Source organism: Pseudomonas sp. GB2N2, assembly GCF_054897705.1.
In genome coordinates, this window is record NZ_CM142701.1 from 3420562 (window position 1) to 3440395 (window position 19834).

17 protein-coding genes and 1 pseudogene are annotated in these 19834 nt (G+C 60.4%); 12 read left to right on the plus strand and 6 right to left on the minus strand.

Features of this window, described 5'->3' with window-relative positions; all coding sequences use genetic code 11:
• The first annotated feature begins 359 nt into the window (after nt 1-359).
• The 7 genes from ACYZT4_RS15890 (at nt 360) to ACYZT4_RS15920 (ending at nt 8799) form a co-directional block, all read left to right on the plus strand.
• Entirely contained in the window at nt 360-836 is a 477-nt protein-coding gene (locus tag ACYZT4_RS15890; protein WP_461981139.1) for a formate dehydrogenase subunit gamma, read from the plus strand.
• The gene (locus ACYZT4_RS15895) at nt 833-2395 is read left to right on the plus strand and encodes a formate dehydrogenase beta subunit (protein ID WP_461981141.1); all 1563 of its coding nucleotides are present in this window, start codon (nt 833-835) and stop codon (nt 2393-2395) included. The genes ACYZT4_RS15890 and ACYZT4_RS15895 overlap by 4 nt, the downstream gene beginning before the upstream one ends.
• Nucleotides 2392-5274, plus strand: a complete 2883-nt coding sequence (fdhF, locus tag ACYZT4_RS15900) for a formate dehydrogenase subunit alpha (protein WP_461981143.1) — start codon at nt 2392-2394, stop codon at nt 5272-5274. Before ACYZT4_RS15895 ends, fdhF begins: the two co-directional genes overlap by 4 nt.
• Nucleotides 5271-5492, plus strand: a complete 222-nt coding sequence (locus ACYZT4_RS15905) for a formate dehydrogenase subunit delta (RefSeq protein WP_461981145.1) — start codon at nt 5271-5273, stop codon at nt 5490-5492. The genes fdhF and ACYZT4_RS15905 overlap by 4 nt, the downstream gene beginning before the upstream one ends.
• Nucleotides 5493-5702: 210 nt before the next feature.
• Nucleotides 5703-7613, plus strand: coding sequence for an alkaline phosphatase D family protein (locus ACYZT4_RS15910; protein ID WP_461981147.1), 1911 nt, complete (start codon nt 5703-5705; stop codon nt 7611-7613).
• 190 nt (nt 7614-7803) lie between these two features.
• The gene (locus ACYZT4_RS15915; RefSeq protein ID WP_461988700.1) at nt 7804-8409 is read left to right on the plus strand and encodes a DedA family protein; all 606 of its coding nucleotides are present in this window, start codon (nt 7804-7806) and stop codon (nt 8407-8409) included.
• Between the two features lie 150 nt (nt 8410-8559).
• The gene (locus ACYZT4_RS15920) at nt 8560-8799 is read left to right on the plus strand and encodes a type II toxin-antitoxin system Phd/YefM family antitoxin (protein ID WP_461988702.1); all 240 of its coding nucleotides are present in this window, start codon (nt 8560-8562) and stop codon (nt 8797-8799) included.
• Between the two features lie 75 nt (nt 8800-8874).
• Here the strand turns inward: ACYZT4_RS15920 and ACYZT4_RS15925 are convergent, their stop codons facing one another.
• The gene (locus ACYZT4_RS15925) at nt 8875-10050 is read right to left on the minus strand and encodes an acetylornithine/succinylornithine family transaminase (RefSeq protein ID WP_461981149.1); all 1176 of its coding nucleotides are present in this window, start codon (nt 10048-10050) and stop codon (nt 8875-8877) included.
• A 102-nt stretch (nt 10051-10152) separates the two neighbouring features.
• Here ACYZT4_RS15925 and ACYZT4_RS15930 point away from each other — a divergent pair, with 102 nt between their 5' ends.
• Both ACYZT4_RS15930 and ACYZT4_RS15935 read left to right on the plus strand, forming a co-directional pair.
• Complete coding sequence (locus ACYZT4_RS15930) at nt 10153-11058, plus strand: LysR family transcriptional regulator (protein WP_461981151.1); 906 nt, start codon at nt 10153-10155, stop codon at nt 11056-11058.
• Between the two features lie 66 nt (nt 11059-11124).
• A pseudogene (locus ACYZT4_RS15935) lies at nt 11125-12135 on the plus strand (GGDEF domain-containing protein); the annotation flags it as partial.
• 40 nt (nt 12136-12175) lie between these two features.
• On the opposite strand, the gene ACYZT4_RS15940 reads toward ACYZT4_RS15935, so the two are convergent.
• From ACYZT4_RS15940 to msrB, 5 genes are all read right to left on the minus strand, one after another.
• The gene (locus tag ACYZT4_RS15940; protein ID WP_461981152.1) at nt 12176-12970 is read right to left on the minus strand and encodes an IS3 family transposase; all 795 of its coding nucleotides are present in this window, start codon (nt 12968-12970) and stop codon (nt 12176-12178) included.
• 35 nt (nt 12971-13005) lie between these two features.
• Nucleotides 13006-13302: a transposase gene (locus ACYZT4_RS15945; RefSeq protein ID WP_461981154.1), complete on the minus strand. Its 297-nt coding sequence runs from the start codon at nt 13300-13302 to the stop codon at nt 13006-13008.
• A 73-nt stretch (nt 13303-13375) separates the two neighbouring features.
• The gene (gene msrA, locus ACYZT4_RS15950) at nt 13376-14080 is read right to left on the minus strand and encodes a peptide-methionine (S)-S-oxide reductase MsrA (RefSeq protein WP_461981156.1); all 705 of its coding nucleotides are present in this window, start codon (nt 14078-14080) and stop codon (nt 13376-13378) included.
• A 30-nt stretch (nt 14081-14110) separates the two neighbouring features.
• Nucleotides 14111-15886 (minus strand): cytochrome c biogenesis protein DipZ, encoded by a 1776-nt coding sequence (locus ACYZT4_RS15955; protein WP_461981158.1) that lies wholly within the window; start codon nt 15884-15886, stop codon nt 14111-14113.
• 31 nt (nt 15887-15917) lie between these two features.
• Entirely contained in the window at nt 15918-16436 is a 519-nt protein-coding gene (gene msrB / locus ACYZT4_RS15960) for a peptide-methionine (R)-S-oxide reductase MsrB (RefSeq protein WP_461981160.1), read from the minus strand.
• A 151-nt stretch (nt 16437-16587) separates the two neighbouring features.
• Between msrB and ACYZT4_RS15965 the strand changes: the two genes are divergently transcribed.
• From ACYZT4_RS15965 to ACYZT4_RS15975, 3 genes are all read left to right on the plus strand, one after another.
• Nucleotides 16588-17298 carry a response regulator transcription factor gene (locus tag ACYZT4_RS15965; protein ID WP_461981162.1) on the plus strand — a complete coding sequence of 237 codons (711 nt, stop codon included), beginning with the start codon at nt 16588-16590 and terminating at the stop codon, nt 17296-17298.
• A gap of 2 nt (nt 17299-17300) precedes the next feature.
• Nucleotides 17301-18821 carry a sensor histidine kinase gene (locus ACYZT4_RS15970; RefSeq protein ID WP_461981164.1) on the plus strand — a complete coding sequence of 507 codons (1521 nt, stop codon included), beginning with the start codon at nt 17301-17303 and terminating at the stop codon, nt 18819-18821.
• A 190-nt stretch (nt 18822-19011) separates the two neighbouring features.
• On the plus strand, nt 19012-19716 hold the full coding sequence (locus ACYZT4_RS15975) for a hypothetical protein (protein ID WP_461981166.1): 705 nt from the start codon (nt 19012-19014) through the stop codon (nt 19714-19716).
• Nucleotides 19717-19834 lie beyond the last annotated feature (118 nt).

Sequence of the window (19834 nt, forward strand, 5' to 3'; positions counted from 1 at the left end):
CCGTCTTGCCGTCCACTGGCAGCAACGAATACAGACACTGTTTCCTGCGTCGATCCGTAGTGGACACATCCTGAAACCTCCACGCCGGCCACATTCTTCTAGACTCAATAAGAGGTCGTAGACAGAACCAAACACGTCGCTTTGGTGCAGGGCATTTAAAAGCCGCGTGGCAATCTGCTTTTAATGCCCTTATTGAGGTGCGGCGAAGACCGCGCCGGGTACTACAAGATGCCCGTTCAGGGTGCCCTGGCCAACGGCCTGAAAATGCCACGAAACCGTGACGTGGTGTGAGTGCCGCAGCCGACACTTTCGGACGAACGACAACCGCCTGGTTTGTCCGTGACCGTGAGGATTGCTGAATGCCTGATGAGAGTTTGCACCTGCCGTTGGTCAACAGTCTGCTGGAGCGCCACCAGGGCTCCCCCGGTGCGCTGTTGCCCATTCTTCATGATATTCAGGAACGCATCGGTTACATCCCCGATGCCGCTGTCCCCGAGATTGCCCACGCCCTCAATCAGAGTCAGGCGGAGATTCGCGGGGTGATCAGTTTTTACCATGACTTCCGTACCGCGCCGCCGGCCCGACACATTCTGCGTTTGTGCCGCTCCGAGTCGTGCAAGAGTCGCGGCGCCGAACAGTTGGCCGCGCAGTTGCGCGAGCGTTTGCAACTGGACGATCACGGCAGCAGCGCCGATGGCAGCATCAGTTTGCGCCCCGTTTATTGCCTCGGCGCCTGCGCCTGTTCGCCGGCTCTGGAACTGGATGGCCGGGTGCATGCGCGGCTCAGTGCTGAGCGGCTGGATGCGCTACTCGATGCTTGCCGGGAGGACGCATGATGCCGGCTCTTTATCTGCCCAGTGATTCGCTGGCCAGCGCCGTGGGTGCTGATGAGGTGGCGGCGGCCTTGATCACGGCGGCTCAGCAACGCAATCAACCTCTGGAGTTGCAGCGCACCAGTTCGCGCGGTCTGTATTGGCTGGAACCGTTGCTGGAAGTGGACACACCGCAAGGCCGAATCGGTTTCGGCCCGTTGACGGCGGCCGATGTGCCGTCGGTGCTGGATGCCTTGCAAGGCGAGCCGTCAAGTCATCCACTGGCCTTGGGGCTTGTGGAAGAAATCCCTTATTTGAAAACTCAACAACGTTTGCTGTTTGCCCGCGCCGGTATTACCCGGCCGTTGTCGCTGGACGATTACCGGGCTCACGGCGGTTTCGAAGGTTTGACCAGGGCCGTCGCGATCGGCGGCGAGCAAACTGCAACGGCGGTGTTCGATTCCGGCCTGCGTGGCCGGGGCGGCGCAGCGTTCCCGGCCGGCATTAAGTGGCGCACGGTGCGCGGCACTCAGGCGGCGCAGAAATACATTGTGTGCAACGCCGACGAAGGCGATTCCGGCACTTTCGCCGATCGCATGTTGATGGAAGGCGACCCGTTTCTGTTGATTGAAGGCATGGCGATTGCCGGCATCACGGTCGGTGCCAACTTCGGCTACATCTATGTGCGCTCGGAATACCCGGACGCCGTGGACAAATTGCGTCAGGCGCTGAACATTGCCCGGGCCGCCGGTTACCTCGGCGCCAATGTCGGCGGCAGTGGTCAGGCGTTTGATATGGAAGTGCGCGTCGGTGCCGGCGCCTATATTTGCGGTGAGGAAACCGCGCTGCTGGATTCCCTCGAAGGCAAACGCGGCATTGTCCGCGCCAAGCCGCCGATTCCTGCGTTGCAGGGCCTGTTCGGCTTGCCGACGCTGGTGCATAACGTGGTGACCTTGGCTTCGGTGCCGTTGATCCTGGCGAAAGGTGCGCAGTTTTATCGCGACTACGGGGTTGGCCGTTCAATGGGCACCATGCCTTTCCAGCTGGCGGGCAATATTCGTCACGGCGGGCTGGTGGAACGGGCGTTTGGCCTGACGTTGCGGGAACTGGTGGAAGACTACGGTGGCGGCACTGCCAGTGGCCGGCCATTGAAAGCCGCGCAGGTCGGCGGCCCTCTCGGCACCTGGGTGCCACCGTCGCAATTCGATACACCGCTGGATTACGAAGCCTTCGCCGGCATCGGCGCGATGATTGGCCACGGCGGTGTAGTCGTGGCTGACGACACCTTGGACATGGCCCAGATGGCACGTTTCGCCATGCAGTTCTGCGCCGAGGAATCCTGTGGCAAATGCACGCCGTGCCGCATCGGCTCGACCCGGGGCGTGGAGGTCATCGACCGGATGCTGGCCGCGCCGGAGCAGAGTGATCGCGATGCGCAAGCGATCATCCTCAAAGATCTGTGCGACACGATGCAATACGGCTCGCTGTGCGCCTTGGGCGGCATGGCGCCCTTTCCGGTCACCAGCGCCCTCAAGTATTTCCCCGCCGACTTCGGTCTGCAGCCCTCGGAGGCCGAACAATGATCACGCTCTTCGACCCGAACACCGACATCGACCTTGGCACACCGGCCCGCGACAGCCAGGTGCAAATCACCCTGAATATTGATGGCCGCAGCATCAGCGTGCCCGAAGGCACTTCAGTGATGCGCGCCGCGGCGCTGATGGGCACCACGATTCCGAAACTGTGCGCCACCGACAGCCTCGAAGCCTTCGGCTCGTGCCGTATGTGCCTGGTGGAAATCGACGGCATGCGCGGCTATCCCGCGTCCTGCACCACGCCGGTCAGCGAAGGCATGAGCGTGCACACGCAGACGCCGAAACTCGCCACCCTGCGGCGCAACGTCATGGAGTTGTACATTTCCGATCACCCGCTGGACTGCCTGACCTGCTCGGCCAACGGCAACTGCGAACTGCAAACCGTCGCCGGCCAGGTCGGCCTGCGTGAGGTGCGTTACGGCTATGAAGGCGACAACCATCTGGCCGATGTGAAAGACACATCTAATCCCTATTTCGATTACGACCCAAGCAAGTGCATCGTCTGCAACCGCTGCGTACGCGCCTGCGAAGAAACCCAGGGCACCTTTGCCCTGACCATCACCGGGCGCGGTTTTGAATCGCGGATCGCGGCGGCCGGTGGCGATAACTTCCTCGACTCGGAATGCGTGTCCTGCGGCGCCTGTGTGCAAGCCTGCCCGACCGCAACGCTGATGGAAAAAAGCGTGGTCGAGATGGGCCAGCCGGAACGCAGCGTGATCACCACGTGTGCCTATTGTGGGGTCGGCTGTTCGTTCCGCGCCGAGATGAAAGGCGACAAACTGGTGCGCATGGTGCCGGACAAGAACGGTCAGGCCAACCACGGCCATTCCTGCGTCAAAGGCCGTTTTGCCTGGGGCTACGCGACACACCCGGATCGCATCACCAAACCGATGATCCGCAACCACATCAACGACCCGTGGCAGGAAGTCAGCTGGGACGAAGCGGTGACGTATGCCGCCAGCGAATTCCGTCGGTTGCAGCAGACATATGGCCGCGACTCGATTGGCGGTATCACCTCCAGCCGCTGCACCAACGAAGAAACCTATCTCGTCCAAAAACTGGTGCGCGCCGCGTTCGGCAACAACAACGTCGACACCTGTGCGCGGGTTTGCCATTCGCCGACCGGTTATGGTTTGAAACAAACCCTGGGCGAATCCGCCGGCACCCAGAGTTTCGATTCGGTGATGAAGGCCGACGTGATCCTGGTGATGGGCGCCAACCCCAGCGACGCGCACCCGGTGTTCGCTTCGCAACTCAAACGCCGCTTGCGTGAAGGCGCGCGCCTGATCGTTATCGACCCGCGACGCATTGATCTGGTGGACTCGGTGCATGCTCGCGCCGAGCTGCACCTGGCCCTGCGTCCTGGCACCAACGTCGCCATGCTCAACGCTTTGGCCCATACGATCATCACCGAAGGCCTGCAAGACCAGGCCTTTATCGACGCCCGTTGCGAAGGCAGCGATTTCACCCGCTGGAGCGAATTCGTCAGCCGTGCGGACAATTCACCGGAAGTGCTGGGTCCGATCTGTGGCGTGCCCGCTGCCGACATCCGCGCCGCAGCGCGTTCGTTTGCCACGGGCGGCAACGCGGCGATCTATTACGGCTTGGGCATCACCGAGCACAGTCAGGGCAGCACGGCGGTGATGGGCATCGCCAACCTGGCCATGGCCACCGGCAACATCGGTCGCGAAGGCGTCGGCGTGAATCCGTTGCGCGGACAGAACAACGTGCAAGGCTCCTGCGACATGGGCTCGTTCCCGCACGAGTTGCCAGGCTATCGGCACATTTCCAACGAAGTGGTGCGGGCGCAGTTCGAGCAGGCATGGAATGTGACGCTGCAACCCGACCCGGGCCTGCGTATTCCGAACATGTTCGAAGCAGCACTGGGCGGCACGTTCAAAGGTTTGTATTGCCAGGGTGAAGACATCGCCCAGAGCGATCCGAATACCCAGCACGTAACGGCGGCACTGTCGGCGATGGAATGCGTGGTGGTGCAGGATATTTTCCTCAACGAAACCGCGCGGTTCGCCCATGTGTTCCTGCCCGGCAGTTCGTTCCTGGAAAAGGACGGCACGTTCACCAACGCCGAACGACGCATTTCTCGGGTACGCAAAGTGATGGAGCCTTTGGGTGGCAAGGCCGATTGGGAAGGCACCGTGGCGCTGGCCAATGCGCTGGGTTACCCGATGAACTACACACACCCGTCGCAAATCATGGATGAAATCGCCAGCCTGACGCCGACCTTCACCAACGTCAGCTACGCCGAACTGGATCGTCACGGCAGCCTGCAATGGCCGTGCAACGCAGCGGCACCGGACGGCACGCCGACCATGCATATCGAGCAATTCGTGCGCGGCAAGGGGCGGTTCATGCTCACCGGTTACGTGCCCACCGAAGAGAAGGTCAACGGCCGTTATCCGCTGCTGCTGACCACCGGGCGCATCCTCAGCCAGTACAACGTCGGCGCGCAGACCCGGCGTACGGAAAACGTTGCGTGGCACGACGAAGACCGGTTGGAAATCCACCCGAGCGACGCCGAAGGTCGAGGGATCAACGAAGGTGACTGGGTCGGCATCGGCAGTCGTGCCGGGCAGACCGTGTTGCGGGCGCGGGTCACTGAACGGGTGGCACCGGGCGTGGTGTACACCACGTTCCACTTCCCTGAATCGGGGGCCAACGTGATCACCACCGACAACTCCGACTGGGCGACCAACTGTCCGGAGTACAAAGTCACCGCCGTGGAAGTCAGCCGCGTCTACCACCCTTCCGAGTGGCAAAAACGCTACCAGGCATTCAGCGACGAACAGGACCGTTTGCTCAAGGACCGCCGTCAGGCCCGTGAAGCGAAAGCGGAGGTGCGTCGATGAGCACGGCCAACCTGATCAAGATGGTCAACCAGATCGCCCAGTACTTCGCCAGCGAGCCGGACCAGAAACTGGCAGTGCTGGGGGTGAGGAATCATTTGCAGATGTTCTGGACGCCGGGCATGCGCAAGGAATTGCTGGCGTGGCAGACGGAGCATCATGGGGCGGATTTGCATCCGCTGGCGCAAGAGGCAGTCAGCGGGGCGGGTTGGGAGGCATAAGCCTGAGGAACTGTGAAATACCTGTAGGAGTGAGCCTGCTCGCGATGCGGTGTGTCAGTCATTAAAGAGGGTGACTGACACACCGCATCGCGAGCAGGCTCACTCCTACAGGGCTTAGGTGTTATCGCCTGAATTCGATTCTGCCTCAGGGTGCCAGTGCCGACTGCGCTATCATCGCGCGCCTCTGAGCACCGAAAGTGTTAAACGCGCATGCCCATGTCTCTTCCCTTGATCGACGGCCCTGATGCCCTGCCCCCAGTCCTCGCCGGCCCAATGCTGCGGCGCCTGGAGCCCGCGCGCCTGGTGCTCTGGCTGGTGGGCAGCCGCCAATTGTCGCTGACGTTGCGCCTGCAGGACGTTGGCGACATCCGCCTCGATGGCGGGCAATGCACGATCATCCCGGTCGGAACCCATGCCTTTGTTCATCTGATCGACGTGCCGCTGGACACCGCCCTGCCCTGCGACACGTTGATCGAGTACGACTTGCTGATCGATGGGTCGGGCATCGCCGAATGGGCGCCGCATCTGTTGTATGGCGAGGCACGCACCCCGAACTTCGTTTTGCGCTCGCGGATCGACCAGCTGCTGCATGGCTCCTGCCGCAAACCGCATCACCCGGCGGCTGACGGTTTGCTCTGTGTGGATCGTTTATTGGCCACGGAACATGCAGCCACCGAGCGCCCGGCATTGTTGATGATGAGCGGCGATCAGGTGTACGCCGACGATGTTGCCGGGCCGATGTTGCGCGCCATTCATGCCTTGATCGAGCGCCTGGGATTGTTCGGCGAGCACCTCGAAGGCGCGGTGGTCAGCGACAGCGCCAAGCTCTATGAACATGCGGCCAGCTACTACCACCGTGCGGATTTGCTCCCGGCGTTGCGGAGCAATGAAACCCTGCGCGAGCGATTTTTCGGCGGTGCGCGTAAGCCGATTTTCACCAGCAGCAGTGCCGACAATCATCTGGTGACCTTCGCTGAAGTCATGGCGATGTATCTGTTGGTGTGGTCGCCGACGCCGTGGACGCTGATTGCTCCCAAACCGCCAAAACTGATTCCCGAACGCCGCGAGCGTTATGCACTGGAACAGACCCGCATCGACGCATTCAAGGCTGGGCTGGGCGGTGTCGCGCGGGCCTTTGCGCACTTGCCGTGCCTGATGATTTTTGATGATCACGATATTACCGATGACTGGAATCTTTCCGCGCAATGGGAGGAAACGGCCTACGGCCATCCGTTCTCCAAGCGCATCATCGGCAACGCGCTGATTGCTTATATGGTGTGCCAGGGCTGGGGCAACAATCCGGATGCGTTCGGTGGCTTGCTCGATAAGACGGGCGGTTTCAGCGCGACCGGCAACGATGGCTACCTCGACAGCCCTGTGCAGGACGCATTGATTGATGAGCTGCTGAAATTTCAACAATGGTATTACGTTCTCCCGACCAGCCCGGCGCTGGTGGTGCTCGACACCCGCACCCGGCGCTGGCGCAGTGAAACGACGCTCAAGCAGCCCTCGGGTCTGCTGGATTGGGAGGCCCTCAGCGAACTGCAACAGGAATTGCTCGATCACCCGTCGGCGATCATCGTTTCGCCAGCGCCGGTGTTTGGTGTGAAGCTGATCGAAACCGTGCAAAAAGTTTTCAGTTGGCTGGGTTATCCGCTGCTGGTGGACGCGGAAAACTGGATGGCCCATCGCGGTGCGGCGCAGGTGATCCTGAACATTTTCCGACACTCGCGTACACCGGGGAACTATGTGGTGCTGTCGGGCGATGTGCATTATTCCTTCGTCTACGAAGTGCTGATCCGCCACCGCAAGGCCGGGCCGAGGATCTGGCAGATCACCAGCAGCGGCATCAAGAACGAGTTTCCGCCGAGGCTGCTGGAGTGGTTCGACCGGTTCAACCGCTGGCTCTACTCGCCGCGCTCGCCGCTGAACTGGCTGACCAAACGCCGGCGGATGCGCATCGTGCCGCATGTTCCGGAGCATGCCGAAGCGGGTGAGCGGCTGTGGAATTCGGCGGGGATCGGGCAGGTGTTCTTTAATGAGAAAGGTCAGCCGCAGGCGATTTACCAGCACAATTCGGATGGTTCGCCGAAGACGCGGATGGTGGCACCTGAGGACTGAGGGTCCTATCACCGATCACCTGTAGGAGTGAGCCTGCTCGCGATTACGGTATGTCAGTCGACATAAATTTTGACTGAAACACCGCAATCGCGAGCAGGCTCACTCCTACAGTAAATCGATGTCGCTTGAACCAATCCGCCAGCGCCTGGCCGAAGGTGAATGGCCGCTGTTTCAGCTTGCGGAGGCGCTCTTGTTCGAACACATCGACTTTCATTATTGGCTCGCGACCTACGGCTACTGGGCGGTGTTTTTCGGCTGCCTGCTGGAAGGCGAAACCATTCTGATCCTGGGCGGCATGGCGGCTCACCAGCACCTGCTGCACTTGTGGCCGGTCATCGGCTGGGCCAGCCTGGGCGGGATGCTGGGTGACCAATTGCTGTTCTGGAGCGGTCGCTATTTCGGCGGACGCCTGCTCCCGCGCCTGCAGAAAAAACAAGCCGCCATCGAACGCGTCACGGGGCTGATAGCCCGCTACCCCTCGACCTCGGTGTTCGCGGTGCGCTTCCTGTATGGCATGCGCCTGGTCGGACCGGTGGTGATCGGGGCCAGCGGCCTGTCGCCGATACGTTTCACCTTGCTCAATGCCGTGGGCGCGGTGGTCTGGGCCATGCTGTTCGCCAGCGCCGGATACTGGGCTGGCGAAGCGCTTGAAGGCCTGTTGGGTAACCTCAAACCCTATCGTCTGCCGATTGCCCTGGCAGTTTTGGTCCTGGCCGTGGTGATCGCAGTGATTCGGCATGTGCGGGCGAAAGCCAAGGTGCGTCATACAGATTTTCCGCCAGACAAATCCCTCTGAGACGTCAGAGCATTCTGCAAGTTGGCCAGTTCGCGCGGCTCTGGGCTGGCGCTTTTATCGGAATGGGATTACGCCGATCACAGAAACGTCTCGGCAAAGCCTCAGCGATAATGGTGGACGCACGCAGATGCACCGTCAGAGGAAATCACCCTGCAAACCATCAACTACACCACCGCACGGACACGCCTTGCCGAAATTATGGATCGGGTCAATGAAGACCATGCTCCATTGTTAATCACCCGCCAGAAAGGTGAGCCCGTGGTGGTGATGTCCCTGGCGGAGTACAACGCACTCGAAGAGACGGCCTACTTGCTCCGCTCCCCTGCCAATGCTCAACGCCTGATCAAATCAATCCGCAACCTGCGGGCAGGTAAGACGAACACCCAGTAGCTCCGTCGTGATTTATTGCGCGAGGTATTGAGTAAATGGGAGGTCCGCGAGTCTGTAGGAGCGAGCGGGCAATCCTCAGGCTGCACTCACCGCACGACAAACCCCTCTGACAATCATCTCCACCTCCCGCCCATCAATCGTCAGCGGCGGCAGCAAACGAATGGTTTTCCCCCGCGTCACGTTGATCAGCAAAGCGTGATCCCGTGCAGCAATCAATGTCAGGTCGCGGATCGGTTGCTTGAGTTCGATACCGATCATCAAACCCTGGCCGCGAATCTCCAGCACGTTGGGGTCATCGGCGAGTTCGATGCGTAATCTGGCGAGCAGGCGTTCGCCCTGTACTTTGGCGTTTTCCAGCAATCCCTGTTCTTCGATGATCTCCAGCACGGTGCAACCCACGCGGCAGGCCAATGGATTACCGCCGAAGGTGCTGCCGTGGCTGCCGGGAGTGAACAGGTCGGCGGCTTTGCCTCGGGCCAGGCAGGCGCCAATGGGGATGCCGTTGCCGAGGCCTTTGGCCAGGGTCATGACGTCCGGGACGATGCCTTCGTGCTGGAACGCGAACCATTGGCCGGTGCGGCCGATGCCGGTCTGGATTTCGTCGAGCATCAGCAACCAGCCACGCCGGTTGCACAGGTCGCGCACGGCTTTGAGGTAACCGGGCGGCGCCAGTTGCACGCCGCTTTCGCCCTGGATCGGTTCCATCAGGATCGCCACGATGCGCGGGCCGTGGGCCTGTTGCACCTTGTCCAGCGCCTTGAGATCGCCGAACGGCACTTTGACGAAATCACCCGGCAAATCATTGAAACCCAGGCGCACCGCCGGGCCATCGCTGGCGGACAGCGTGCCGAGCGTGCGGCCGTGGAAGGCATTTTCCATGACCACCACCAAGGGCTGCTCAATGCCTTTGTGCCATCCGTGCAGCCGCGCCAGTTTCAGTGCAGTCTCGTTGGCTTCGGCACCGGAGTTGTTGAAGAACGCCCGGTCCATGCCCGCCAACCGCGTGAGTTTCTGCGCCAGTTGCTGTTGCCAGTCGATGCTGTAGAGGTTGGAGGTGTGCAACAGCAGACTGGCCTGCTCGCTGATCGCGGAGACGATTTTCGGATGGGAGTGCCCGACGTTGGTTACCGCCACCCCTGACACCGCATCCAGGTATTCACGACCAGCCTGATCCCACAGGCGCGTGCCCAACCCTCGGCTGAAACTCAAGGCCAGGGGTTGGTAGGTGGTCATCAGGCAGGCGGCGGTCATGACATCAAGCTCCATCAATAGTCGGTGTTTTTGCAGTATGGTTAGCCACCTGAGCTGGATAAACGCTGCATTACTTCAATCATTTTAAAGTCGGGCTTGATAATGGATTTGTTCCAGGCAATGACCGTTTACGTTCGGGTGGTGGAAACCGGCAGCATGACCGCTGCCGCGTTTGAGTGCGAAATGTCCACCACGATGGTGGGCAATCATCTGCGCGCACTGGAGCAACGTCTCGGTGTGCGCTTGCTTAACCGCACGACGCGGCGCCAACGGCTGACGGAATTCGGCACAGCGTACTATCAACGTTGCCTCGAAGTGTTGGGGCTGGTGGCCGATTCCGAGCGCCTGGCCGAGCAGGCCCACGACGAACCGAGTGGCACCCTGCGCATTACCGCGCCGCTGACCTTCGGCACCGAAAAACTCGCCCCGGCGCTCAGCGAATTCGCGCTGATGTGTCCACAGGTCAAACTGGACGTGGTCCTCACCAACCGGCGCCCGGAGCTGCTTGAGAACGGCATCGACGTGGCGTTTCGCCTGGGCAACATGGAACAGACCAGCCTGATCGCCCGGCCCCTCGTGGATTACACCCTCACCATGTGCGCCTCGCCGATCTACCTGGCGCGTCGCGGCAACCCGCAACAGCCGGAGGACCTGCGGCACCACGATTGCCTGTCCTTCGCCTACCCGGCCGGCGATGACTGGCATTGGGTGGAAAAGGAGTGGCGCCTGAACGGGGCCGATGGCGAAGTCGCGGTGGCGGTCAGCGGCCCCCTGCTGATCAACAGTTCCGCAGGTATGCACCAGGCAGCACGCACGGGCATGGGCATCGTAATGTTGCCGGACGCTTTGGTAGAACAAGACCTCCAGGACGGCACACTGGTGGCCGTGATGCCCGATTACCTGCCGTCGAGCCGGCCGATGAACCTGATGTACGCGCAAGATCGCTACCGTTTGCCGAAACTGCGCCGCTTCGTCGACTTCGCCATGGGGAAGTGGGGCAAACACTAGCCGGCCGGACACGCCATCGACTAATCTCCCCCGATTGGCGGATCACTTTGATCAGGGAGAACGGTGATGGGCGGAGCCTCGGATATTGAAGCGGTGAAGTTCAATCTGTCGGATTTGAACGAAGACATGCTGCACACCATCATGGAACTGGTGAGCGACGGCATCTGGGACTGGAATGCCAATACCGGATTCGTCTACCGCAACCCCGGTTGGTACGAAATGCTCGGCTATCCACCGCACTCCCTCGACAACACTGTGTTGACCTGGGAAACCGTGATGCATCCCGAAGACTACCCGCGGGTCATGGCCGTGTTCGACGACTACCTGAGCCAGCGGGCTCCCGGCTATAAAGCCGAGTATCGCTGCCGCACTCAGGACGGCAGTTACATCTGGATCGAAGACCGGGGCTACGTGCTGGCACGCAATGCCGACGGTTCGGTCGCACGAATGGTCGGTGCGCACCGCAGTATCGAAGACAAGAAGCGCCTGGTCGAAGCGCTCGAACGCCGAAATCAATCCCTCGAAGTTATCGTCGAAGAACGCACTCGAGAGCTTTCCCGGGTCAATCGACAGTTGCAGATCCAGCTCGAAGAAAACCAGAAACTTGCGGAAACTGACGCGCTGACCGCCATCGCCAATCGGCATCGCTTGAGTAAAACCCTGCCTCAGGAATGCGAGCGTGCGCAACGCTTTCGACAGCCGCTTTCGCTGATTGCCATGGACATCGACGACTTCAAGAACATCAACGATCTCTATGGTCATGCACTCGGTGATGCCGCGCTGGTCCAGGTGGTGGAAAGCGTCAAGCGCTGCGTCCGCGAAGGCGATCTGCTGGCGCGTTGGGGCGGGGACGAGTTCATCATGATCCTGCCCAACACCGCGCTGGCCGACGCCAGAAACCTCGCTGATACCATCCGCCATCGCCTCGCAGAGTTGCCTACGGTGGGCGACTTTCAACTGACCCTCAGCTTTGGCGTAGTCCAGCGTTTCGACGAAGAACAGCAAACCGGTCTGTTGGCCCGGGCCGATCAGGCGCTGTACCGCTCGAAAGTAGCGGGCAAGAACATGATTACGGGGTTGTTGGGGTCCAGTTTTTTTGGACCACTCCGTAGGAGTTTTAGACCGCCTGCTGCTCAAAGAGCGCAGGCGGCAGGTTATTCGATGCGGTGTGGCAACGGCGATGGTTGTAGTGCGACACAAAGTCGATCACATCCTTTTCCGCCTCAAAGTGACTTTGGTAACCATTTTCTGGCATCCAGTCGTGCTTCAGCGTTCTGAAGTAACGCTCTACTACCGCGTTGTCCCAACAGTTGCCACGACGACTCACGCTGTGGACGATTCGGCTTTCGGCCAGACACGCTGAAAACCTCTCAGCGGTGTACTGGCAGCCCTGATCTGAATGAAATAACAGCTCAGGCATTGGGCTGCGCAGCGCTACCGCCAATTTCAGCGCTTTGATCGACAAGTCTGTGTCAGCAGTTCTTGAACAGGCCCACCCCACAATTCGGCGGGAAAATAAATCCATCACTACGGCCAGATATAACCAGCTATCCCTCACTTTGATGTAGGTGATATCGCCTGCCCAGAGCGTGTCTGGCTGGACCGGATTAAAGCGACGATCAAGTATGTTCGGCGCCGTGATACTTGGTTTGGTGGCGCGACGATAGTGAGCGTAACGTGGCCGGCGCCTAGCTAAATCAAGGGTCTTGATCAAGGAGCGCATTCGGTGGCGTCCGATAAAAATGCCTTCCGCTCTCAACTCCTTGGATAAGCCGCGGGCCCCTAAAGCTTCGCGATGCTCTATATGCAGCGCACGAATCTTCATCTCCAAGCCACTCTCGATAACACGAGGCGGCTTGGGTTTACGTTTCGCGTAATAGCTACTGCGGGCCAAGCCTAAGACCAGACACATGCGTCTAATCGACACTTCCCCTCTAGCGCCGTCAATCACTTGGTTCGACTGAACAGAACCTTCAGATGAGAGGGCAATTGCTTTTTTAATACTTGGTTCTCGGCTTCGACCAGCGCCAATTTTGCCTGTAGCGACTCGATCAGTTCCTGGTCCTGTGGCCGAGAGGGTTGTGAAATCCCCGCATGCTCCCGACGCCAGAGCAGAACCCATCGGCGTAGAGCTGTAGGTCCAACTCCCGTTAGCTTGCAGGCTTCAGGTATGGAGCAATTCATCTCCACAACCAAGCGAATGGCCTCCGCTTTTTCCCCGATATTTACAATGCGATATCCCATGATGCTTCCTTAGATCGATGCTCCTACATCATGGTCCAAAAACATTGAGCCACAACAGGTGAACCCCTTCATCTCAAATCCCCGCCTTCACCAGCACTGGTTTTTCCTGATAGCGCTGCGGGTACAGCTGCTTCAACTGCGCCACTTTCGGCAGGTCGTTCATCACGATGTACGGATACGTCGGGTGGTTGGTCAGGAAGTCCTGATGTTCCTCTTCCGCCGGGTAAAAACCGTTATAGGTTTCCAGCTGGGTGACGATCGGTTTGTTGAACGATTTCGCCGCGTCGAGCTGGGCGATGTAGGCCTTGGCGACACGCTGCTGTTCGCTGTTTTCAGGGAAGAGTGCCGACCGGTACTGAGTCCCGCTGTCAGGCCCCTGGCGATTGAGCTCGGTCGGGTTATGGGCCACGGAAAAGTAGATTTGCAGCAAGGCTCCGTAGCTGACTTGAGCAGGATCAAAGGTCACTTCCACCGACTCCGCATGGCCGGTATTGCCACCGCTGACTGTCTCATATCGAGCCGTGTTGGCCGCACCACCGGCATAACCGGAAACCGCCTTCGTCACGCCTTTCACATGCTGGAAAACGCCCTGCACGCCCCAGAAACAACCACCGGCAAAGACTGCGGTTTCGCTGTGGGCCTGGGACGTTTCGTCGAGGGCTGGCGGGGCGATGACCACCGCGTCCTCGGCGCCGAACGAGAACGCCGAACATTGGCCGATGATGCCGGCAGCGGCAAGGCCCAACAGGGTACGGCGCCAGGTGAATGGGGTTTTCATGAGGTAACTCCTGAGAAATTGAGATCGTGATCAACCAAACGTAAAGGCATACGCGGACACACCCGGATCGAGGAACTCGATGCTGAAGGTCTGATCCGTGACACCGCCGGACTGGCGCACCATCTGATACAACCGTTGTTCGGTGACGCTGCCGCTACCATCGGGTCCGACGTCTGTACCGTGCGCATCACCGGGGACTTTTCCGTCGATCAGTACTTTGAAGCGCACCGGTTTTCCGTCGCTGCCAGGCCCCAGCACCAGATGCAAATCACGAGCGTGGAAGCGGTAGACGATGCGGCTGGCCGGAGCGCTTGAGATCGCCCGATCCGAACCGACCGTCCACTGACCGCTTAGGCTCCAGTCGTTCAGCGCCAGTTGCGACGGTGGGTTGTAGGCCTTCAACTTGTCGGGAAGCAGGCTGGTTTCCGGGACAAAGTGCTCCGAACGCTGATAGCCGACATAGGTTTCCGGCGACTGCACTTCGTTTCTGTCCGGCGCGAGCTGCACACCCTCGGCGCTGGCGTTGATCAGGCCACCGGCGACTTCGGCGGCACCCGCCTCACGCAGCAGTTGCTGGATAACCCGCTCTGACTCGGCGTAATCGCCTTCGCCAAAGTGGTGATAACGAATGCGCCCTTGTGCGTCGGCGAAGTAGTGAGCGGGCCAGTATTCGTTGTTGAAAGCACGCCAGATCTTGAAGTCGTTATCGATAGCGACGGGGTAGTTGATGCCCAAATCCTTCATGGCTTTGGTGACATTGCCCACGTCCCGTTCGAAGGCGAATTCCGGCGCATGCACGCCGATCACCACCAAGCCTTGATCGCGGTATTTTTCAGCCCAGGCTTTCACGTACGGCAAGGTGCGCAGGCAGTTGATGCAGGAGTAGGTCCAAAAATCCACCAGCACGACTTTGCCTTTCAACGCCTTGGCATCGAGTGGTGGGGAGTTGAGCCATTGCACGGCGCCATCCAATGGAGGGAGGTTGCCTTCTACTGGCAACGTGCCCGATGTTTTGTCAGCCACTTTCATCGCGCCGTCGGCGGCCGGATTCTGCGCCATCATCGCCCCGCTTCCGCTCGGCGACTTGCCGGCGAGTTTCCCCACCAGTGCCTGTTCGATACCGCCCGTTGAGGCCGTCGAAAACCGCGCCAGAATCCCGGTATCCATTCCCAGGGCAATTGCCGCCACACCCGCCAGCATTGCCGCGCCCAGGCCTCGGCGGACCCACTCGCCGGCACCGATGGAGCGTTTCATTGCGGCGAACACCTTGCCGCCCAACAGTAAAGCGACTGCAAGAGAAGTGGCAGCGCCGGCGGCATAAGCCAACAGCAGCAAAGTGGTCGCAACGCTGGCTCCTTGCAGTGCGGCGCCAGTCAGTACCAAACCCAGAATCGGCCCGGCACACGGTGCCCACAGCAGGCCGGTCGCGACGCCGATCAGAAATGACGCGCCGGGACGTGGCTGCGAATCGGCACCCGCCGCTTCCGACAATCGACTGCCCGCCGCTACCAGGGGACGCGTCAGGCGCTCAGCCAACTGCGGCAGCAACAACGTCAACCCGAACAGTGCGACAAACAGCAGCGCGAGCCAGCGCCCGTACTGATTGAGCTGCACCACCCAACCACCGCCCACCGCCGCGAGCGAGGCGACCAGCGCGAACGTCAGCGCCATCCCCGCCAACAGCGGCAAGCCGCTCTTCATGAACGGCTGCCCGGTGCGGGCGAAGACGAAGGGCAATACCGGCAGGATGCACGGGCTGACAATCGTCAGCACACCACCAAGATAAGCGAGGACCAGAAGCCACATAGTGTCGACCTGCATGAAGTAGAACGGTGGGTTAAGCCGCCTTGGGCTTGAAGGTCATCGCCAGACCGTTCATGCAGTAGCGCAAACCGGTGGGTTTGGGCCCGTCATCGAAGACATGCCCCAGATGTCCGCCGCAACGCCGGCAGTGCACCTCTTCGCGCACGACACCGAAGGATCGGTCCTGGCGGGTCGCCACGGCCTTGTCCAGCGGCGTCCAGAAACTCGGCCAACCGGTGCGGCTGTCGAACTTGGTGGCAGATGAAAACAGCGGCAGATCGCAGCCGGCACAGGCAAAGGTGCCGTCGCGATGCTCGTTGTTCAGCGCACTGCTGTAGGCCCGTTCGGTGCCTTCCTCGCGGAGGATGTCGTACTGTTCGTCACTGAGCAGGGCATGCCATTCGCTGTCGCTGTGGGTCACTTCGAACACCTCCGCCGCATCGGCCTCGCTGACCAGCGCAGAACTGCCGGAAAATTTTGGCAATACACCCATCACCAGGGCTGCAGCCCCCAGCCCGCCGCTTGTTAACAGAAATTGTCGCCGTGAAAACATGGCCGTCTCCCAAAATCAAAAGTGCCTTTCATGGAACACAGCCTAGGCTTGGGTTGATCGCCAAATCCTCACGGTAAGTTAAACAATTCGTGATAACTCTGGCCCTTGGAAACCCGCACAATGCGCTCATTGCGTCGAAGGATTGAACTGGATGGAACAGAACAAACGCGTCCTCGTGGTCGAGGACGACCTGCATATCGCCGACCTTATCTGCCTGCATCTGCGTGATGAGCAGTTCGAGGTGGTGCACTGCGCCGATGGCGATGAAGGCATGCGCTTGCTCCAGCAAGGCACGTGGGATGCGCTGATCCTCGACCTGATGCTGCCGGGTGTCGACGGCCTTGAAATCTGCCGCCGCGCCCGCGCCATGGCCCGCTACACACCGATCATCATTACCAGTGCGCGCTCCAGCGAGGTCCACCGGATTCTGGGGCTCGAACTGGGTGCCGACGACTACCTGGCCAAACCCTTCTCGATGCTCGAACTGGTGGCCCGGGTCAAAGCGCTATTGCGCCGGGTCGACGCAATGGCCCGTAACCTGAAGATGGACGCCGGCAGCCTGACCGTCGACGGCCTTTCCATCGACCCGATCACTCGCGAGGTGTCCCTTGACGGCAAGCGCCTCGACCTGACACCAAGGGAGTTCGACCTGTTGTATTTCTTCGCCCGCCAGCCCGGCAAAGTGTTCTCGCGCATGGACCTGCTCAATGCCGTGTGGGGTTACAGCCATGAAGGCTATGAGCACACGGTCAATACGCACATCAACCGCCTGCGCGCCAAGATCGAAGCCGATCCGGCGCAACCGGTGCGCATCCTCACGGTATGGGGCCGTGGCTACAAATTCGCAGCCAGGGAGGAATAGCCATGCGGTTGACCCTGACGCAACGATTGTCCCTGGTGTTCGCCGTGTTGCTGCTGGTGTGCTGCGGCACCTCGGCCTGGATGCAGGTGCGCTCCAACCAGATGCATGAGCAGGAAGTGGTGCAAGGCCTGTCGCGGGACCTGGCTCAGCACATCGCCCGGGACACGGTGCTGATGGACAACCAGGGCCTGATGCCCAATGCCGTGCGTGACCTGTTCAGCAAGCTTATGCAGGTCAATCCGAGCGTCGAGGTTTACCTGCTCGATACCGAAGGCAAGATTGTCGGCAGCGCGGCGCCCGAAGGCCGGATTCGCCGAGAAAAGATCGACCTCGCGCCGATCCAGCGATTGCTCAGGGGCGATGCCCTGCCCGTGCTCGGCGACGACCCGCGTAGCCTCGAAGCGCGCAAGGTATTCAGCGCCGCGCCGCTCAAGGTCGACGGCAAGCCCGCCGGTTATCTCTACGTGGTGTTGCTCGGCGAAGATCATGATCGCCTCGCGGAACGTGGCGCCACCAGCGCCGCGCTCAATACCGCCCTGCTGTCCATCGGGTTGGTCGCGCTGCTCTGCCTGATTGCCGGTCTCACCGCGTTTGCCCTGATTACCCGCCCCTTGCGACGTTTGACCGACACTGTCAGCCACTTCGACATTGATGGCATCCCGGTGGCGCCTCCCGCACCGGTCACAGACGAAAAGACCGCCAGTCACGACGAAATCGCCATCCTCGACGCCACCTTCCGGCAGATGCAGTCGCGCCTCAGCGAGCAATGGCGCTCACTGACCCGCCAGGATCAGGAACGCCGCGAACTGGTGGCGAATATTTCCCACGACCTGCGCACGCCGCTGGCGTCCCTGCACGGTTATCTGGAAACCCTGTCCCTCAAGGACGCCACGTTGTCCCCGGCCGACCGCCGCCGGTATCTGGGCATCGCTCTCGATCAAAGCCGCAAGGTCGGTGGTCTGGCGCAATCGCTGCTGGAACTGGTGCGCCTTGAGCACGGCTTCGTGCAACCGGTGCTGGAGCGCTTCCCGCTGACCGATCTGGTGCAGGACATCTTCCAGAAATTCGAGTTGACGGCTGAAGCGCAGCAAGTGCAACTCAAGGCCAACTTCGCGCCGTCGGTTTATGCGGTGTACGCCGACCTGGGCCTGATCGAGCGTGTGCTGACCAACCTGTTTGACAACGCTCTGCGTCATACGCCCCAGGGCGGGGCCATCGATATCAGTCTGGTGCCGCAGGGCAAATTCGTCGAGATCACTATCAGCGACAGCGGGCCGGGGATTGCTGCCGAACTGCGCGAAGGCCTGTTCCTGCGCCCGTTCAACATCGGTGGTGCCAGACGGGACGGCGGGCTGGGGCTGCGAATCGTGCACCGGATTTTGCAACTGCATGGCCGGGGGATTCGTTTGGTGGATGTGCCGGGGCAAGGGGCGACGTTCAGCTTTTCGTTGCCGGTGGATGAAGAGACAGCGACCTCTCTGGCGGAGCGTTCGATGAACCTGAATACGTTGGGGCACGCCTGATAGACCGTGGTGCGGCTATCGCGAGCAGGCTGACTCCTACAATGAATCTTCAACGCTCAGAGATCCTGGTTGTTCAGGTCTTTCGTCCGACATCCGTGACAACGTCGTCCCGGTCCAATAGATTAGGCGGCCTGAAAAGGCCCTGTGCGTTCTCGCCTCAATCCAAGTTCAAAGAAGTAGTGAAATTTCAATGTCCGATTCCAATACCGCTGAATCCGTAGTCACCTTGTCGTCCAAAGCGGAATACGAAAACTCCATCAATCTTTCACAGCATGTGCCGCAGGCCAAGACCATCAGCGAGATGGTCCTGGATGCTTTCCAGTCCTCTCGTGAAAGCGACCAGATCCGCGAGCTGCGCAACGCGATTCGCCAGGCCCATGACCGCTTCGACGACGACCAGGCCTATGAACTGATGGGCGAACTCAAGCAACTCAAGGACGCCGAAGCGTCCGATATCGCGGCCCTTGAAGACCTGAGCAGCAAATTTTCGATCGGCCGCATCCTGTCCAGCTTCAAGAACGACCCGGCGTTTCAGGAGATCGTCTACGGCTTGGCCCTGAAAGTGCTGAACCAGACGCATCAGGCCATTAGCAACCCAAGCAGTGGCAAGAGCAAGACCGTCCGCGCCAAGAAAGAAGCCGAAGTGTTCACCATTAGCAAGGACGGCGTGAACGTCACCCTGCCGTTGCGCACACCGCGTTCGCGCCTGAGCGTTGACCGTGAAGCGCTGGAATTCCTCGGTTTCAACTTCGTCGGCGAAGGCGATGAGGCCGAGCTGGAAAGCGAGACCTTCCTCGACAGCGCCGGGACGGAACAGGCGGTCAACCGCAAAAACATCATCACCGCGCTTCAAACGCAAACCGCGTTCGATGGCTACACCATCGCCGCCCAGTAACCCTGCCCCGATCAGTCACACCCCCAGCGCCACTGCACTGAAAGCCCCGCCCTAGAGCGGGGCTTTTTATTGCCCGCGATTCCTGCAAAAGCCCGATTACTCTCTCTGTATCGACGCC

Bases quoted from the DNA above. Each gene is read 5' to 3' on its own strand.
- msrA (WP_461981156.1), bottom strand. From the start codon at position 14,080: ATGAAAACCCCATTCACCTGGCGCCGTACCCTGTTGGGCCTTGCCGCT.
- ACYZT4_RS15905 (WP_461981145.1), top strand. From the start codon at position 5,271: ATGAGCACGGCCAACCTGATCAAGATGGTCAACCAGATCGCCCAGTAC.
- ACYZT4_RS15955 (WP_461981158.1), bottom strand. From the start codon at position 15,886: ATGTGGCTTCTGGTCCTCGCTTATCTTGGTGGTGTGCTGACGATTGTC.
- ACYZT4_RS15925 (WP_461981149.1), bottom strand. From the start codon at position 10,050: ATGACCGCCGCCTGCCTGATGACCACCTACCAACCCCTGGCCTTGAGT.
- ACYZT4_RS15930 (WP_461981151.1), top strand. From the start codon at position 10,153: ATGGATTTGTTCCAGGCAATGACCGTTTACGTTCGGGTGGTGGAAACC.
- ACYZT4_RS15890 (WP_461981139.1), top strand. From the start codon at position 360: ATGCCTGATGAGAGTTTGCACCTGCCGTTGGTCAACAGTCTGCTGGAG.
- ACYZT4_RS15895 (WP_461981141.1), top strand. From the start codon at position 833: ATGATGCCGGCTCTTTATCTGCCCAGTGATTCGCTGGCCAGCGCCGTG.
- ACYZT4_RS15945 (WP_461981154.1), bottom strand. From the start codon at position 13,302: ATGGGATATCGCATTGTAAATATCGGGGAAAAAGCGGAGGCCATTCGC.
- ACYZT4_RS15940 (WP_461981152.1), bottom strand. From the start codon at position 12,970: ATGTGTCTGGTCTTAGGCTTGGCCCGCAGTAGCTATTACGCGAAACGT.
- ACYZT4_RS15965 (WP_461981162.1), top strand. From the start codon at position 16,588: ATGGAACAGAACAAACGCGTCCTCGTGGTCGAGGACGACCTGCATATC.
- fdhF (WP_461981143.1), top strand. From the start codon at position 2,392: ATGATCACGCTCTTCGACCCGAACACCGACATCGACCTTGGCACACCG.
- ACYZT4_RS15975 (WP_461981166.1), top strand. From the start codon at position 19,012: ATGTCCGATTCCAATACCGCTGAATCCGTAGTCACCTTGTCGTCCAAA.
- ACYZT4_RS15910 (WP_461981147.1), top strand. From the start codon at position 5,703: ATGCCCATGTCTCTTCCCTTGATCGACGGCCCTGATGCCCTGCCCCCA.
- msrB (WP_461981160.1), bottom strand. From the start codon at position 16,436: ATGTTTTCACGGCGACAATTTCTGTTAACAAGCGGCGGGCTGGGGGCT.
- ACYZT4_RS15970 (WP_461981164.1), top strand. From the start codon at position 17,301: ATGCGGTTGACCCTGACGCAACGATTGTCCCTGGTGTTCGCCGTGTTG.